Origin of the sequence: Maribacter sp. IgM3_T14_3, from assembly GCF_049603095.1 — a bacterium.
Classification (GTDB): Bacteria; Bacteroidota; Bacteroidia; order Flavobacteriales; family Flavobacteriaceae; genus Maribacter.
On record NZ_CP187138.1, the window covers coordinates 2,391,339 to 2,406,965 of the forward strand.

Annotated in this window: 13 protein-coding genes; 4 read left to right on the plus strand and 9 right to left on the minus strand. The window is 34.6% G+C overall.

From position 1 onward, the window contains the following. Positions 1 to 8: 8 nt before the first annotated feature. From ACPF9A_RS10725 to hemA, 6 genes are all read right to left on the minus strand, one after another. On the minus strand, positions 9 to 2,720 hold the full coding sequence (locus ACPF9A_RS10725; RefSeq protein ID WP_424004300.1) for a M16 family metallopeptidase: 2,712 nt from the start codon (positions 2,718 to 2,720) through the stop codon (positions 9 to 11). A gap of 137 nt (positions 2,721 to 2,857) precedes the next feature. Continuing rightward, positions 2,858 to 3,394: a GNAT family N-acetyltransferase gene (locus tag ACPF9A_RS10730; protein WP_424004302.1), complete on the minus strand. Its 537-nt coding sequence runs from the start codon at positions 3,392 to 3,394 to the stop codon at positions 2,858 to 2,860. A gap of 50 nt (positions 3,395 to 3,444) precedes the next feature. After that, complete coding sequence (gene hemE, locus ACPF9A_RS10735; protein ID WP_424004304.1) at positions 3,445 to 4,476, minus strand: uroporphyrinogen decarboxylase; 1,032 nt, start codon at positions 4,474 to 4,476, stop codon at positions 3,445 to 3,447. A gap of 37 nt (positions 4,477 to 4,513) precedes the next feature. Continuing rightward, complete coding sequence (locus tag ACPF9A_RS10740) at positions 4,514 to 4,870, minus strand: four helix bundle protein (protein ID WP_424004306.1); 357 nt, start codon at positions 4,868 to 4,870, stop codon at positions 4,514 to 4,516. 42 nt (positions 4,871 to 4,912) lie between these two features. Continuing rightward, a complete protein-coding gene (hemC, locus tag ACPF9A_RS10745) occupies positions 4,913 to 6,493 on the minus strand; it encodes a hydroxymethylbilane synthase (protein ID WP_424004308.1) in 1,581 nt (526 codons plus the stop codon). After that, positions 6,490 to 7,746: a glutamyl-tRNA reductase gene (hemA, locus tag ACPF9A_RS10750; RefSeq protein ID WP_424004310.1), complete on the minus strand. Its 1,257-nt coding sequence runs from the start codon at positions 7,744 to 7,746 to the stop codon at positions 6,490 to 6,492. Before hemA ends, hemC begins: the two co-directional genes overlap by 4 nt. Positions 7,747 to 7,938: 192 nt before the next feature. On the opposite strand from hemA, the gene ACPF9A_RS10755 reads away from it, so the two are divergent. Continuing rightward, a complete protein-coding gene (locus tag ACPF9A_RS10755; protein WP_424004312.1) occupies positions 7,939 to 8,829 on the plus strand; it encodes a helix-turn-helix transcriptional regulator in 891 nt (296 codons plus the stop codon). A 4-nt stretch (positions 8,830 to 8,833) separates the two neighbouring features. Here the strand turns inward: ACPF9A_RS10755 and ACPF9A_RS10760 are convergent, their stop codons facing one another. The 3 genes from ACPF9A_RS10760 to ACPF9A_RS10770 all read right to left on the minus strand — a co-directional run bounded on the left by ACPF9A_RS10760 (position 8,834) and on the right by ACPF9A_RS10770 (position 12,161). Further along, positions 8,834 to 9,676, minus strand: coding sequence for an N-acetylmuramoyl-L-alanine amidase-like domain-containing protein (locus tag ACPF9A_RS10760; RefSeq protein WP_424004314.1), 843 nt, complete (start codon positions 9,674 to 9,676; stop codon positions 8,834 to 8,836). Further along, the gene (locus ACPF9A_RS10765; RefSeq protein ID WP_424004316.1) at positions 9,677 to 11,029 is read right to left on the minus strand and encodes a hypothetical protein; all 1,353 of its coding nucleotides are present in this window, start codon (positions 11,027 to 11,029) and stop codon (positions 9,677 to 9,679) included. It abuts the gene before it with no gap. 64 nt (positions 11,030 to 11,093) lie between these two features. Further along, complete coding sequence (locus ACPF9A_RS10770) at positions 11,094 to 12,161, minus strand: mechanosensitive ion channel family protein (protein ID WP_424004318.1); 1,068 nt, start codon at positions 12,159 to 12,161, stop codon at positions 11,094 to 11,096. Between the two features lie 176 nt (positions 12,162 to 12,337). Between ACPF9A_RS10770 and hemH the strand changes: the two genes are divergently transcribed. From hemH to ACPF9A_RS10785, 3 genes are read left to right on the plus strand one after another with little or no spacing between them, the layout of a single operon-like run. Further along, positions 12,338 to 13,381, plus strand: coding sequence for a ferrochelatase (hemH, locus tag ACPF9A_RS10775; RefSeq protein WP_424004320.1), 1,044 nt, complete (start codon positions 12,338 to 12,340; stop codon positions 13,379 to 13,381). A 30-nt stretch (positions 13,382 to 13,411) separates the two neighbouring features. Then, the gene (locus ACPF9A_RS10780) at positions 13,412 to 14,185 is read left to right on the plus strand and encodes a DUF3050 domain-containing protein (RefSeq protein ID WP_424004322.1); all 774 of its coding nucleotides are present in this window, start codon (positions 13,412 to 13,414) and stop codon (positions 14,183 to 14,185) included. Between the two features lie 47 nt (positions 14,186 to 14,232). Further along, positions 14,233 to 15,609 carry an MATE family efflux transporter gene (locus ACPF9A_RS10785; protein WP_424004324.1) on the plus strand — a complete coding sequence of 459 codons (1,377 nt, stop codon included), beginning with the start codon at positions 14,233 to 14,235 and terminating at the stop codon, positions 15,607 to 15,609. Positions 15,610 to 15,627 lie beyond the last annotated feature (18 nt).

Below are 15,627 nucleotides of genomic sequence, written 5' to 3' on the forward strand. Positions count from 1 at the left end.
AAATCAATTTAATTTTTAAAATCTCCTGCATTTACTACAGACCATTTTTCGTACGGACCTATATATTTTTTAATTGCAGCATTAACTTTTGAGACTGTTAATTTACTTACGTTATCTTCTATTGATTTTTGGAAATCTAATGTTCGATTGTAAAAAATATTGTTGTTTATTAAGCTGCTTAGCTCATTATCTTTTGCCCTCGAGACATTTTTAGATTGGATCCAACCATTGATGGCATTTGTTAACTCTTCTTCTGTAATACCATCTTTAATAAATCTTGCAATTTCTTCCTTAAAACCTAATTGTACTTTATCAAAATTTTCAGGTGCATAGATTGCATACAAATACATCTGAGAATTCTGGTCATCTTTGTTGCCATCGCCTTGAAAACCAGCGCCAGCACCATAACTTACTCCGTCTTTTTGTCGTAAACGATCTGCAATACGTGAATTTAAAAATCCGCCACCCAGAATCGAAGAAGCAATTTCCAATGCGGCATAATCTTCATGACTGTCACTAATATTAATGCTGAAACCACCTAATGTCATTGCATTCTGCTTATCTGGCGTTATAAGGCTTTCATTAGTCTCTTTTACTGGTTTGTAAGGATTTGCAATATATGAGTAAGGATTTTTGCTTTTAAAGTTTCCGAATTTTTCTTCCATAAAAGTTTTTACCTCCTCAGATGGTACGTTTCCTATACCAACTAAAATAGAATATCCTAAACCATAATAATCAGTATAAAAAGATTTTAAATCATCAACTGTCAATTTTTTAATTGCAGCTTCTTGCTCTTCAATACTCATAGCGTATAATGGGTGACCAGCAGGGTATGTATTATTGATTTGCGCTAATTTTTGGGATGCTAAAAACTGTGGTTCAGTCTTATTGCTCTCTAGGTATGCTAGTTCTTCAGTTTTTAATTTTTCAAGTTCTGCTGCATCAAATTTTGGATTCATTAATAAATCTTCCATAAGAATTAGGGTAGGCATTAAATCTTTCTCGGTCGAAGATATATTGGCATAAATATTACCATTTGACCCCCTAAAATAAATTGAGCTTTTTAGTTTGCTTAATTCATCTTCAATTTGCTGACGTGATTTTGTTGTTGTACCCTTGTTCAACATATTCGCAGTAAAACGCGGAATCATACCTTTATTCATTAAAGATTTTACATCACCGTTTCTTCCACTAAAACTCAATGTAACAGTGTTACCTCTATTATTTTTTTCGATGAAAGCATAGTTTACACCATTAGAAAGGGTACCACCATTTATACTATTTTGAATTGCATCATAAGCTACATCAAAAGCATCTCCAGTACTCATGGCTTCCTTACCCTTATAATCTTTTACAAGAGCGCTGATATCTGTATTATGAGGTAAAGAAACTCGTTCAGGATTTTTAGTCGGGTAGAATCTTCCAGTAGTTCTATTAGTAGGAATTAGATATTTTTTCATTGCTGAATTGACCTGATCTAAAGTCATATTCTCTACTCTATCTCGTTGTAAAAATGCTAATCGCCAGTCACCTGCGCCAATAAACTCACTCATATAAGTGCCTAAATATGCTGAATTTCTAAAAACTTCATCGATTTCTTTTAAGATATTAGATTTTGCTCTTTCTAATTCCTCTGCTGTAATTGGATTATCTTTTAAATTGTCTAATGTCGATCGTAAAATAGTTTCTACTTCATCTGCATTTTTCTCAGAGGGTACATCAACATTTATGTACATAAAACCTGGTTCTTTTGTAAATGGGGAAAATGACCATAAAGAAGATGCTTTTTGAGTTTCTATCAATGCTTTGTAAATTCTTCCAGAAGGTTCATCAGTTAATATGTTTTCTACTACTGACATTGCTGCGAAATCAGGGTCAGATCCTGCTGGTGTATGATATAAGGCACTTACCAATTGTAAATCGCCAACACGACTCACGCTTACATTTTTTTCTCCATCTTGAGCAGGTTCTTCAGTGTAGGACATTAGAACAGGAGTACTGGGGTTTTTAAGATCACCAAATTTGCTTGATATTAAATCTAGTGTTTTGTCTACTTCAAACTTTCCAGTTACCATTAGCACGGCATTGTCAGGTCTGTAAAATTTTGAATAAAATGCTTTTAAGTTTTCAATAGGTACTCGCTCTATATCACTACGGTTTCCGATAGTTGAGTTTCCGTAGTTATGCCATAGGTAAGCAGCATTAATAACTTTCTCAAGTAAGACCCCTGTTGGATCATTTTCACCACTTTCAAATTCATTTCGAACTACTGAAAATTCAGATTCTAAATCTTTTTTTGCAATGTATGAGTTTAACATTCGGTCAGCTTCCAAATCTAACGCCCAATCTAAATTTTCGTCGGTGGCATTAAAAGTTTCGAAATAATTAGTACGATCATACCAGGTTGTACCATTTGGCCTTGATCCATGAGAAGATAACTCTTTTGGAATATTGGGGTGGTTAGGTGTGCCCTTAAAAACCATGTGCTCTAATAGATGAGCCATACCCTTTTCGCCATACCCTTCATGTCTAGATCCAACTAAATAAGTGATGTTAACTGTAATTGTTTGAGCAGAATTATCTGGAAATAACAGCACTTTTAGACCATTATCCATTTTGTATTCTGTTATACCCTCAACTGAGGTTACTTGGGTTGTTTGTGCAGAGGTTACTGCATAACAGGCTATTAAAAAATAGCTAATGAGTAGATTCTTTATCATTTTCAATTATTTAGTGTAAGTCCAATATTACAAAAATAAAAGGCAATGTATAAATTCTTACATTAAAGAGTGGTGTTAAAAAATATATAACATGTAGTAGTTTAAAAACAAACTTGACTGAATATCAGTAGATGTAGTTAATTCTGTAAAACATAAAGTTCCATATCTAACGGTTCTTCGTTAGGCGGAGTGTGTTCTTTTAATAGTGTCTCTTTCCAAAGATAACCACAATTTTCTGCTACCTTAATACTACCTAGATTCGTGTTATGCGCAATGATTCTGAGTCGTTGTAAATGTTGTTCGCTGAAGCCCCATTCTGAAATGGTTTTAACAGCTTGTGAGGCAAACCCTTTATTGATGTGGTCGTATGATATGCAATAAGCGATTTCTGCTTCTTTAGCTGCTCGTTTCAGTTCTTTTAAATATACTAGCCCTATAATTTTTCTACTTTCTGGATCCTTAAGTGTGAATAAATACTCTTTGCCAGATAGAAAATCGGATACTTTTTCAAGAACGAAAATATTGGATAAGGTCGGATTAAGATTTGCAGCAACAGTTTTAGGGAAGTATCTTTTTATATGATCTGCATTGGCAGATATAAAATCGCACAAACGCCATGCATCTCTCTCTGAAATCGGATTAATTTCGAAATCTGGTAGTTGAAATGAATTCATTATGCGATTATTATATCGGCTACTTCAATTCTTTTTGAGCCTCTAAAATATTAGGCTTGCTTGTATTCCTTCACGGCATCAATAAACGCCTTGGCATTTTCAACAGGAACATTTGGTAGTATACCGTGACCTAAATTAACCACGTAGCTATCTTTACCAAATTCATTGATCATTTGGTGTACCATCTTCTTGATTTCAGAAGGCGGAGACAACAAACGAGATGGATCAAAATTACCTTGTAGCGTAATTTTGCCACCACTTAAATAACGGGCATTTCTTGCAGAACAGGTCCAGTCTACACCTAGCGCCGCAGCGCCAGATTTTGCCATATCACCTAAAGCGAACCAACATCCCTTACCAAAAACAATAACTGGAGTTTCATCTTTTAAAGCATCGATAATTTGCTGAATGTATTGCCAAGAGAATTCTTGATAATCGGTTGGCGATAACATGCCGCCCCAAGAATCAAATACTTGTACCGCGTTTACACCTGCAGCAACTTTAGCCTTTAGATATGAAATGGTGGTATCTGTGATTTTCTGAAGTAATTCGTGAGCTACAACGGGTTGTGTAAAGCATAGTTCTTTTGCCTTATCAAACGTTTTGCTTCCTTGACCTTGTACACAGTAACATAAAATCGTCCAAGGGGAACCTGCAAAACCGATCAACGGAACTTCGTCATTCAGTTTTTCTTTAGTTGCTTTTATGGCTTCCATTACGTAACCTAATGTTTCGTGAACATCTGGTACAATAACACGATCTAAATCTTTTTGACTACGAATTGGGTTCGGTAAATACGGACCAAAATTCGGCTTCATCTCCACATGAATATTCATTGCCTGTGGAATCACCAAAATATCACTAAACAATATAGCGGCATCCATACCGTATCTACGAATAGGTTGAACCGTAATTTCTGATGCCAATTCTGGAGTCTGACATCTTGTGAAGAAGTCATATTTTTCTTTGATAGCCATGAATTCAGGTAAATATCTACCTGCTTGACGCATCATCCACACTGGTGGTCTTTCTACCGTTTCACCTTTTAAGGCTTTTAAAAATAAGACGTTTTTTAAGCTCATATTCTTTTAATAGCTTTTAGCTGCTAGCCATTGGCTTTTAGCTATTTTTTATTTTACTAATTAGACTATTAATCATTTTAGATTCTATTGAAATCAATTCAAAAATTAATTTCAAGTCTTCACTATCTAAATATTTCAATTCTTCTGATATTATTAATTGCGTTTCCACTTCAAAAAGAGAACCTAGTGCAATCTCTAAAAATCGTTTAAATTCAACTTCACTATTTCGGCTGCATCCTTCTGCAATATTTGAAGGAACTGAAACAGCAGCTCTTGAAAGTTGACTTTTAAGTCCGAATTTTTCTTCGCTTGGCAACTTTTGAACTAAACTATAAACATGCTTAACTATGGTGATTCCATTTTTCCATATTTCAAGCTTTTTAAAGTCCCTCATAATTTATTAAAAAAGCCAAAGGCTAGCAGCCAAAACCAAGAGCTAATCTTTATAGTCACTGTTCACCAATTCAATAACACTTTCTACAGTAGGTATTTTGGCTACTTTAACTACTTTGAAATGCTCTCTCGCTGCTTTTGCGGTGGTTTCACCAATGCAGTAGGCAACTCTGTCGGTAGAATTCTCTTTTAAATAGCTTTCTACGTTCGACGGACTAAAAAACATAATACCTTCTGCACTTTCTGGTATTGCTTTGCCAGAAAGTTTAGTTCTATATGCTTCTATAGCATTTACCTCAATATTATTTTCTGCTAAAATACTAGGTAATTCTTCGAGACTTAGATTACCATGAAAATAAGTAATCTCAGATCCGTCGATAAATTCTACCAAATAGTTTGCTAAGTCTTTTGCATTATTTTCATAATGGGTAACCTTACCGAACTTGTTTTTAATAAATCTGCGGGTTTTTCTGCCAACGCAGTATATGTTTTCAAAATCTAATTCAGCAGCGTCTCTACTAGCTAATACAGCTTCTACCGCATTTTTACTGGTGAAAACTACATTTTTATGTCTTTTTTTCAAGATGATCGGAGAGATACGATTCGGATTAATTTTTATAAAATCATCTGAATCGGCGTTTACCGATATGTTTAGCATTAGCTGTTGTGGCGGCGTCAGTTTTTTGGTAGAAAAGATATTGACTTCTAAACCGGCATTTGCCAGTTCGGTCATTAATCTCTTTCCGCCTCTGGCTAAAATACTCTTAGCACAGTCGATACCTAAATTTTGATGCTTACCAAGTGGCGCGGTCAATTCTGCTTCTAGTTTTTTACTTCCATCAACATTTAATAAAATACCTTTTAGGGTAACAATATTTTCTTTGTTGATATAGGATAATGCTCCGATCGGTGCACTACAACCACCTTCTAATTCCCTAAGAAATTCTCTTTCCAGCGATACACAGGTGTCCGTTTCTTCATGATTAAGTTGTGCGCAGGCTTCACGAATTTCTTCATCATCTTCCATGGCAACTACCATAATGGCACCTTGCGCAGGCGCTGGTAACATCCAACCTAGTCCAATAGTATTTTCTGGTTCTAAACCTATACGCTCTAATCCGGCTGCGGCGAAAATGGCACCGTTCCAGTCATTTTCGTAAAGTTTTTCTAAGCGTCTATTTATATTCCCTCTTAAATCGACAACAGTATGTGTTGGGTATCTATTTAGCCATTGTGCTTGTCTACGTAAACTACCCGTTGCAATTACACCTTCGCGAGAACCTAAAAATTCTTCATTGTCTTTAAACGCCATAATGTCCATGTAATTACCGCGCTTTAAAACAGCAGCTTTTACAATGCCTTGTGGCAGGGCAGTAGGTACATCTTTCATAGAATGTACGGCAATATCAATATCACCATTGATCATGGCGACATCTAATGTTTTGGTAAACACACCTGTAATTCCTAATTCATATAGGGGTTTGTCTAAAATCAAATCTCCTGTAGATTTTACAGGGACTAATTTTACTTTATAACCTAATGCTTGAAGTTGACTTTTAACGGTATTCGCCTGCCATAGCGCTAATTCGCTATCGCGTGTGCCTAATCGTATTACTTTACTCATTGTTCGTCCAATTCTAATTGAAATACTTTCTGGATAAATTCTAAACTTGAATTGGAATCTACCGTGTCATCTTTTAGATGATTTGCAAATTGCTTGGTTATTTTTTGAATGATGCGGTTCGTGACCAAATCTGCTTGGTGCGAATTAAAATCTACCGTTTTTTTAGATTGGTAGTCTAGCTCCTCATCTTTAATAGTCTTTAATTTTTTCTTTAGAGCCTTAATTACAGGGGCAAATTTTCTGGTTTCTAACCATTGGTTGAAATCGTTTTTAACCTCTTCGTTTATGGCTTCTGCCTCTGGTATATATTGCTTTCTACGCTCTAAGGTTTCATCTGTCATTTGGGATAAATGATCTAAATGAATTACGGTAACATTCTCCATTTCTGAAATAGCATCATCTACATTCTTAGGAACGGAAAGATCTAATATCAATAATGGTTTGTTCGTATATATTAATTCTTTGGTAATTGTAGGTTTTTGAGCACCGGTGGCAACTACCAAAATATCTGAAGTTCTAATTTCGGACTGTAAATCGCCATAATCTTTTACCATAAGGTTGAACTTGCCTGCAATTTGCTCAGCTTTACCTTTAGTTCTATTGATTAGGGTGATATGCGGATTCTTGGTATGCTTTATTAAATTCTCGCAGGTATTACGACCAATTTTTCCGGTTCCGAATAAAAGAATATTCTTTTCGGATACATTTTCTACATTACGCAAAATGTATTGTACAGACGCAAATGCTACCGAAGTAGCACCAGATGAAATTTCAGTTTCATTTTTAATACGTTTGCTGGCTTGTATAATGCTGTTACAAAGTCTTTCAATAAACGGATTGGCAATACCCAATTCTTTTGAACGCTTAAAACTTTGCTTTAATTGACTGATGATTTCAAAATCGCCAAGTATTTGGCTATCTAAACCTGTACCTACTCGGAACAAGTGATTGATAGCTTCTTTATTTTTGTATACATACGCCACCTCTTGAAAAGCCTCAACGGTTCCGTTTGAGTGGTCGCATAATAATTTTATAAGTTGAAAAGGGTGTTGTGCAAAACCATGTAACTCGGTACGGTTACAGGTCGATGTCGCTATCAAACCATCTATCCCCTGGTTTTTGGCTTCTATTAAAAGTGCTTTTACAGCTACTTCGTCTAAGCTAAATTTACCACGGGCTTCAGCATCAGCCTTTTTATAGTTAAGGCCAATAGTGTAAAAGGAGTTGTGTTTAGAAATGTGATAGTCCTTCATAAAGCGGATACAAAAGTAGGAGCATCTATTCAATAAAAACAACGCTAGAGGTACAATTAATGTCGCCTGCCGAATTTTTGGTCAAAATATGATATTTATCAGTTAATTAGCTATAATTTTATGATGGTTACAGTGAATGAACCTTATTTTATTTAGATGCTTTCTAAATAGATATAAAAACAATTTAATAAAATGGAGATAGAAAGTAACGCTCAAGGGTCGTACGACGAAGTTTTAATTGAAGACGGATTTTATGTGCTTAAATTTCAGAATGAAGAAGATGTTTCAGTACACTATACCCGCGATATTAATAAACGCTTTATTCAATTTCACTTTTGTTTAAAGGGAAGTGGTACGTATAATTTCAATCAAGGTAATTATAGTTTAGATGTTAAAGAAGAGAATTCTTTGTTGCTGTATAACACGCAGTTAGACTTGCCGCTAAATTTGAAGCTTGATCCTAAATCTTCTTTGGTTTCTGTAGTAATGACCTTAAGAAAGTTTCATTCTCTATTTACTGCAGAGGCAGATTACATTCCGTTTTTAAGTTCAGATAATAAAGAAAAGAAGTACTATTCTCAAGAACCATTTTCGCCTTCGATAGCAGTTATTTTGAGTCAGATTGTGAACTATAACCTACATCCTTCTATAAAATCACTTTATGTAAAAGGTAAAATTTACGAATTGATAGCCTTGTATTTTAATAGAAGCCCCAATGCAGATATTGAACAATGCCCGTATTTGGCTGATGAGGAAAATGTAAAAAAGATAAAAAAAGCTAAAGAAATTATTTTGGCGAATATGGCAGAGCCACCGACATTGGCTGAGCTGTCAAGTGAAATAGGTCTGAGTTTAAAACGCTTAAAAGAAGGTTTCAAGCAAATTTATGGTGATTCCGTTTATAGTTTCTTATTTGATCATAAGATGGAGTATGCCAAACGTCTTTTAGAAACCGGTCAGTATAATGTCAATGAAATCGGACTCAAAGTAGGGTATAGTACCTCTAGTCATTTCATAGCTGCCTTTAAGAAGAAGTATAATACCACCCCTAAAAAATACTTATTGGCGTTAGCAGGTAGTTAGAAAATTATAACGGTCTTGCAACCATAATACCTGTGTTGCTTTTTATACCTTTCAGGTAATCCGCTAGCGGTAATTTAGATACTTCAACTTCCATTGACCCCGTTGAGGCATGTAATAAATGGATTCTACCATCTTTTTCGCGCGTAGCAATACCGGTATGGGTAACATCTAATCCGTTTATAGAAGTGGCAAGTGCTATAATATCTCCAGATTGAATAAGATGTTCGTTCTCGGCAATTTCATCTTGTGCAAGTACACAAATAGCCTGACTGTTTAAATAGTTTTCAGAGGCTTTAATTTTTGAGTAATTTATGTCATCAGACAGAAACGGATACAAATCTCTATGGGTACTCATAAAATTGATATCCTTCGTGATTTCTGCACCACCAATTTCACCAGTGATATCTTTTAGAAGTCCTTTCTCGGCATTGTTCGCAATCCACTCAGAAAAGTAATGTAAACGCGATGCGTAACCTTCTAATTCGCCGTCTTTGTATCTAATAACTTCTAAGTTTTTGACGAATGCATCAAATGACAGATCTTCTTGTCTCAACAACTTACAAAAGTCCAATACATTCTCAACGAATGTGGTACAATCTAACCCATGAAGGTTTACGACCAATGTTTCAGTATCACCAATCTCTAGGGTTTTGGCAACATAAGGAGTCTTCATAAACGACTTGCCAATGCTCACCATGGTTTCACCGAAATTACCCTGATACATCCCGTCGATTTCTGCTAGCTTATTTTCAACAGCAGCCTTGTCTTTTGGCGAGCAGGTTATTTGTTGTGCTAGTAAAATTTGACCTATGAAAATCAATAGGACAGTTATAAATCTTCTAAGCATTTAATTATTATAAATTAAAATTCCGTCCATTGATGGATAAGTTTCATTGTAGTTAATGTCTTGTAAATTTAAGAAAGTTTTGTAAGGTTTAATTTTGTCAAGATTCATGTCTGGATACTTTTCTAATATTTCTAATGGAATACTGCCGACAATTTTTTTTGTGTTTTTGGGTGTTTCAATACTACGAGTGGTTATGTTGTAATTACCGAAGGGGTAATTACCTTCAATATGTCTCCAAGTATAAATTGAAGATGTAAAATCACTTGTAGTGCTAAAACGAAAATTTTCAAAGGATGATTCGTTATTTATTATGAAGTTGGGATTTTTAGGTATGATAAGCTTATCAAATCTTGAGCCAAATTGAGTTTTATAATAACTGTAATCTGATGTCTCTAAAATAAAACGTGTTCGATAATTTGAAAATTTACTTAGGTAACTTAATGAAATAAAATTTGAATTTATATTATCGCTATTTAAAGGTATATCTAATAAATTGAAACCTCCGAAGTAATTAAAAGATTCATCAATATCAAATCCTCCTATATTAATTAAATAATTCGAATTTATAGGAACTTCTACTTTCAATGTAGAATCAAATAATTTGAATTCAGAATAATTTATAGTTAAGTCTTGGTTTTCAGGATTAGAAAAAAGGAAATACTTATTTGCATAATTTCCGTCTAATATGGAGATTAGATATTCTTGTTCCCCTTCATTCTGTATTAATCTTTCGGTATAATCTATTAGGTCATTTCCCTCCCAAGAAGGAGAATAGCCATATGGTATAACTCCATTTTTTGTAGAAATATTTAAATTTTTAATTTGAGGGATATCTTCTATCGTTATATTGAACTCGCCAATTTTAGTTCGATTTTGTGGTTCATTTAACACAGTTGAATTGATATTAAAAACATCTCCTTTTTTAAGGCCATTAGTTGTTGAAATCTTATATTTCTTGCCTATTTCAGAGCGGGTCTGTGGGGTTGTTCCATCATTTAAATCATTTACATAATCTATAACTTGACTAAACTCTGTTATACTCAATGAGGATGTAATTGAATCGGGATAAGCACTGAAAGTTATTTCGTCTCCACTGTCATATGATTTATAATCAACCAAATTATTGTTGTCATCGTGAATGATTATCCAATCTTCGCTATCGGTAGTATTTTTGTTTGCGTCAATATTTACAGTTAAATATACTTCCTCTTCAATAATTTCTGGTGAAGAGACTGGATTTTCTGATTCGATGACTTCTGGTTGTATGATTGATTCCTTTGTTTCTTCGTTTTTTGAACAATTAAAAAAAGAAAATATGATAAAACTTAAATAGGCGAACTTTAAAACTTTCATTTCATAAATTTACTACTTAATTAACGGCTATAAATAGTTAATATTTCACCCTATTTGATACTTTTTATTTAGAATAGATATTATTGTCCTTTTCCAACCAAACTCTATTCCTGGCAATGCTTTCGGGATAATTCTGTTGTAAAAATGTAATCAGTTTTTCACGAACAAGTACACGCAAATCCCAAGAGGTAGGGGAATCTTTTGCGCTCATAAGCGCTCTAATTTCAACACAGTTTTGTTTACTTTCGGTTACTTGAAGCACATTAACTTCTTTGTCCCAAAGGTCTGTACTCTCTAGAATTTTGGTCAACTCTTCTCGAAGCGCATCGAAAGACACGTTGTAATCGGTATATAAAAAGACAGTACCCAAAATATCAGATGAAGTCTTTGTCCAGTTTTGAAATGGTTTTTCAATGAAATATGGTGTAGGAACAATCAATCTTCTTTTATCCCAAATTTTCACCACAACATAGGTCAATGTAATTTCTTCAATACGGCCCCATTCTCCTTCAACGATAACAACATCGTCTATTTTAATAGGTTGTGCTATGGCAATCTGTATTCCTGCCAATACGGTACCGATCATTTTTTGTGCAGAAAAACCGATGATAATACCTGCAACACCTGCTGATGCAAATATGCTAACACCTAGTTCACGAATACTTTCAAAACTCATTAAAACTGCCCCAATTGCCAATAAAATAATGGTAAACATGAAGATGCGTTCTAAAATATTGAATTGTGTATAAATTTTTCTTGCCTTTAAATTGTTTTCTACATGAACATCATAGTTACTAACGATAATTTTTTTAATGATTTTTAAAAGATTTAACAGTAGCCAAGTAACCGAGAAAATAAATAAAATGGTGCTTGTTTTTTTGAAGAAATATTCATGTTCGTTTAAATGCAATATTTTTCGTAAAGCTTCTGAACGAATGAGTATTGATATGAAAATAAAAAAAATAGGCCAACTTAATTTTCTAAAAGTACCTTCGGGTAATAGGTATTTGGGATCCTTACCAAATTTTCGAAGAAAATAGGATATTAACCAATACGTGAAAAGAATGGCTACAATAGATACTAAAAATAAATAAAGTTCACTTCTAGGTATGGTATCAAAAAATGTATTCATTTCAAATGTTTAGTGGTTTTGGATTAAATACAACTTACTAAAATTAAATAGGACTAAAAATTTATTGACTAGTTATTAGATTGCTTTATGAGAGTATAGAAAAACTATTGCCCGAAATTAAATTATCATCGATTTGCATGTGTTATTTTTGCAATCGAATAACAAATATATACGCTATGAAAGGAGTATTATTGGTCAATTTGGGTTCTCCAGAAAGTCCTACCGCAAAAGATGTTAAGCCCTATTTAGATGAATTTTTAATGGATGAGCGTGTAATTGACGCGCCTAAATGGTTAAGAACTATACTAGTACGAGGAATTATTTTGCAGACTAGACCAAAGAAATCTGCGAAGGCGTATGCTAAAATTTGGTGGGAAGAAGGATCTCCGTTAGTTGTGATATCTGAGCGTTTCTCCAATAAATTGAAAACACAGACCGAAATGCCAGTGGCATTGGGTATGCGTTATGGTACGATGTCTATTAAAAAAGCATTGCAACAATTGAAAGATAAAGGTGTTGATGATGTTCTTTTGGTGCCGTTATATCCGCATTATGCGATGTCTAGTTTTGAGACGGTTGTTGTAAAAGTCTTAGAAGAGCAAAAAGATGGATTTCCTGAAATGAAAATTACTACCATGCCTGCTTTTTATAAGCATCCGGAGTTTATTAAAGCGCTTTCAGAAAGTATTAAGGACGGATTAGAAGGTTTTGATTACGATCATATTTTGTTTTCATACCACGGTATTCCTGAGCGTCATATTCGTAAAAGTGATCCTACCAGCTTTCATTGTAAAATAGATGGCACATGTTGTAACGTAAATTCTGTTGCGCATAATACATGTTACAGACACCAAGTATATGACACTACCGAAATGGTAAAAGCGTATTTGGGATTAAAAGAAGAGCAAGTGAGTTCTTCGTTTCAATCGCGTTTGGCCGGTGACCCATGGTTAAAGCCTTATACCGATTATGAATTTGAGCGCTTGGCTAAAGAAGGCAAGAAAAAGTTAGCTGTTATTACCCCCGCATTTGTAAGTGATTGTTTAGAAACATTGGAAGAAATTGCAATGGAAGGTAAAGAGCAGTTCATGGAAGCTGGTGGTGTAGAATACAAGCATATTCCATGTATGAACGATAACGATACTTGGGTGAAGGTAATGGCGAAGTGGGTTAACGATTGGCATGCTACCGATAAATTAGATGTTGTGCCAAGCACCTAATAAAATTAAAATTCTAAGAAAATCACTGCTATGAAAATCGAAGAAATAGAAATTATATTACGACCGTTAAGAGAACAGCTGAGAAATCATAAGCTTTATAATACGCTTACATCGGTTTCAGATATTCAACTATTCATGGAGAGCCATGTGTATGCCGTTTGGGACTTTATGTCTTTATTAAAAGCACTGCAAATAAACCTTACCTGTACTTCATTGCCTTGGAAACCGGTTAAGAATACAAATACCGCTCGGTTTATAAATGAAATTGTTCTTGAAGAAGAAACGGATCGTAATGAATTGGGAGTTTTAAAAAGTCATTACGAAATGTATTTGGACGCCATGTTAGAAGTTGGCGCCGATACTGGTAAAATAAAGGAGCTTTTGAACGGAATTGGTGATTTGGATAGTGTTTTACAAACTATTGAAAATTCTGATTTGAACGAAGCTGTGAAGTCCTTTTTAAAATTCACTTTTGAAACCATAGAAACGCAAGAACCACATAAAATTGCGGCTGCCTTTACTTTTGGGAGGGAAGAATTAATACCAGATATGTTCTTGAAGATTGTTGAAAGTGCAGGTAAAGATGCGTACCCAAAACTTGAATATTATTTAAGAAGGCATATTGAATTAGATGGAGACGAACATGGTCCGCTTTCCCTAAAAATGATTCAAGAATTATGCGGAGATGATGAGGTTAAGTGGCATGATGTTCTAGAATGTTCGGAAAATGCATTACAACAACGTATCAATTTATGGAACCATATTGCAGAAGCTATTCAAGAACGTCAACAGATTACAGCCTAATTGGGGATCTTTTAATCAAAATCAATAATCAATAAATTTAACAAATAATGGCAAACGTTTCCGCAGAAGAACTGGGTACGGAATCAATTTCGAGTTTGCTCATTAAACAAGCAGTACCCGCTAGTATAGGCATACTGGTCATGTCGTTAAACGTTCTGGTTGATTCCATTTTTGTGGGTAATTGGATTGGTTCTATTGCCATCGCCGCAATAAATGTGGTTTTGCCGATTTCATTTTTTATTGGTGCTCTAGGTATGGCAATCGGTATCGGCGGTGCGAGTATTATTTCGCGTGCTTTAGGTGCTAATAATAAAGAAAAGGCGCTGCGAACATTTGGCAATCAAATTTCGTTTACCATACTGATTACTGTAATTATGGTGGCAGTAGGGCTAACTTTCGTAGATACCCTAATACCTGCTTTTGGGGGTAAAGGCTCTATTTTTGAATTTGCTAAAATCTATTATGTTATCGTTCTCTATGGTGTGCCGTTTTTAGCACTAAACATGATGGGCAACACGGTTATACGAGCAGAGGGCAAACCCAAATTTGCCATGATAGCCATGATAATTCCGTCCATAGGAAATCTTGTATTAGATTATCTATTTATTAATGTATTAGACTACGGAATGGAGGGTGCCGCTTGGGCAACTACAATCAGTTATTTTCTTTGTTTTAGTTATATACTATACTTTTTTCTTTCTAAAAATTCAGAATTAAAACTGAATGCACAGTATTTCAGAATCGACTTTTCGATTATTAAGGAAATTAGTTCTTTAGGATTTGTAACATTATCTAGACAAGCAGTAGTAAGTGTTATTTATTTACTGATGAATAATATTCTTTTTGATTTAGGAGGTGAAGCTATGGTAGCTGTTTATGCTATAATTGGCAGAATGTTGATGTTCGCCCTTTTTCCAGTATTTGGTGTCACGCAAGGCTTTTTACCTATTGCAGGGTTTAATTACGGAGCAGGAAAATACGAAAGGGTAAAAGAATCTATTTATACGGCTATAAAATTTGCCGCCATATTAGCGACGGTAGTTTTCGCAGGACTCATGATTTTTCCCGCAGATATTGCAGGACTCTTTTTAAGTCATAAACCAGGTATGAGTGAATTTGAAATAGCTACGAATGCTTTTGTTCTTGAAAATACTCCGTCAGCTATGCGCTGGGTGTTTGCAGCTACACCGATCATTGCACTACAACTTATTGGTGCTGCTTATTTTCAAGCGATTGGCAAGGCTGTGCCGGCGTTATTATTAACCTTATGCCGACAAGGCTTTTTCTTTATTCCATTAATTCTAATACTACCTAATTATCTTGGAGAATTAGGAGTGTGGATTTCCTTCCCCATTGCAGATGTGCTTGCAACTATTGTTACCGGGTATTATTTGCGAAAAGAGATCAATAAAAATTTGGTTTAATATTTCTGAAAACCAAAC

What these genes read in the sequence shown, in the direction of transcription:
- ACPF9A_RS10730 (WP_424004302.1), bottom strand. Translation starts at nt 3,394, where the DNA reads ATGAATTCATTTCAACTACCAGATTTCGAAATTAATCCGATTTCAGAG.
- ACPF9A_RS10780 (WP_424004322.1), top strand. Translation starts at nt 13,412, where the DNA reads ATGAAAATCGAAGAAATAGAAATTATATTACGACCGTTAAGAGAACAG.
- hemC (WP_424004308.1), bottom strand. Translation starts at nt 6,493, where the DNA reads ATGAGTAAAGTAATACGATTAGGCACACGCGATAGCGAATTAGCGCTA.
- ACPF9A_RS10785 (WP_424004324.1), top strand. Translation starts at nt 14,233, where the DNA reads ATGGCAAACGTTTCCGCAGAAGAACTGGGTACGGAATCAATTTCGAGT.
- hemA (WP_424004310.1), bottom strand. Translation starts at nt 7,746, where the DNA reads ATGAAGGACTATCACATTTCTAAACACAACTCCTTTTACACTATTGGC.
- ACPF9A_RS10755 (WP_424004312.1), top strand. Translation starts at nt 7,939, where the DNA reads ATGGAGATAGAAAGTAACGCTCAAGGGTCGTACGACGAAGTTTTAATT.
- ACPF9A_RS10760 (WP_424004314.1), bottom strand. Translation starts at nt 9,676, where the DNA reads ATGCTTAGAAGATTTATAACTGTCCTATTGATTTTCATAGGTCAAATT.
- ACPF9A_RS10725 (WP_424004300.1), bottom strand. Translation starts at nt 2,720, where the DNA reads ATGATAAAGAATCTACTCATTAGCTATTTTTTAATAGCCTGTTATGCA.
- hemE (WP_424004304.1), bottom strand. Translation starts at nt 4,476, where the DNA reads ATGAGCTTAAAAAACGTCTTATTTTTAAAAGCCTTAAAAGGTGAAACG.
- ACPF9A_RS10770 (WP_424004318.1), bottom strand. Translation starts at nt 12,161, where the DNA reads ATGAATACATTTTTTGATACCATACCTAGAAGTGAACTTTATTTATTT.
- ACPF9A_RS10740 (WP_424004306.1), bottom strand. Translation starts at nt 4,870, where the DNA reads ATGAGGGACTTTAAAAAGCTTGAAATATGGAAAAATGGAATCACCATA.
- hemH (WP_424004320.1), top strand. Translation starts at nt 12,338, where the DNA reads ATGAAAGGAGTATTATTGGTCAATTTGGGTTCTCCAGAAAGTCCTACC.
- ACPF9A_RS10765 (WP_424004316.1), bottom strand. Translation starts at nt 11,029, where the DNA reads ATGAAAGTTTTAAAGTTCGCCTATTTAAGTTTTATCATATTTTCTTTT.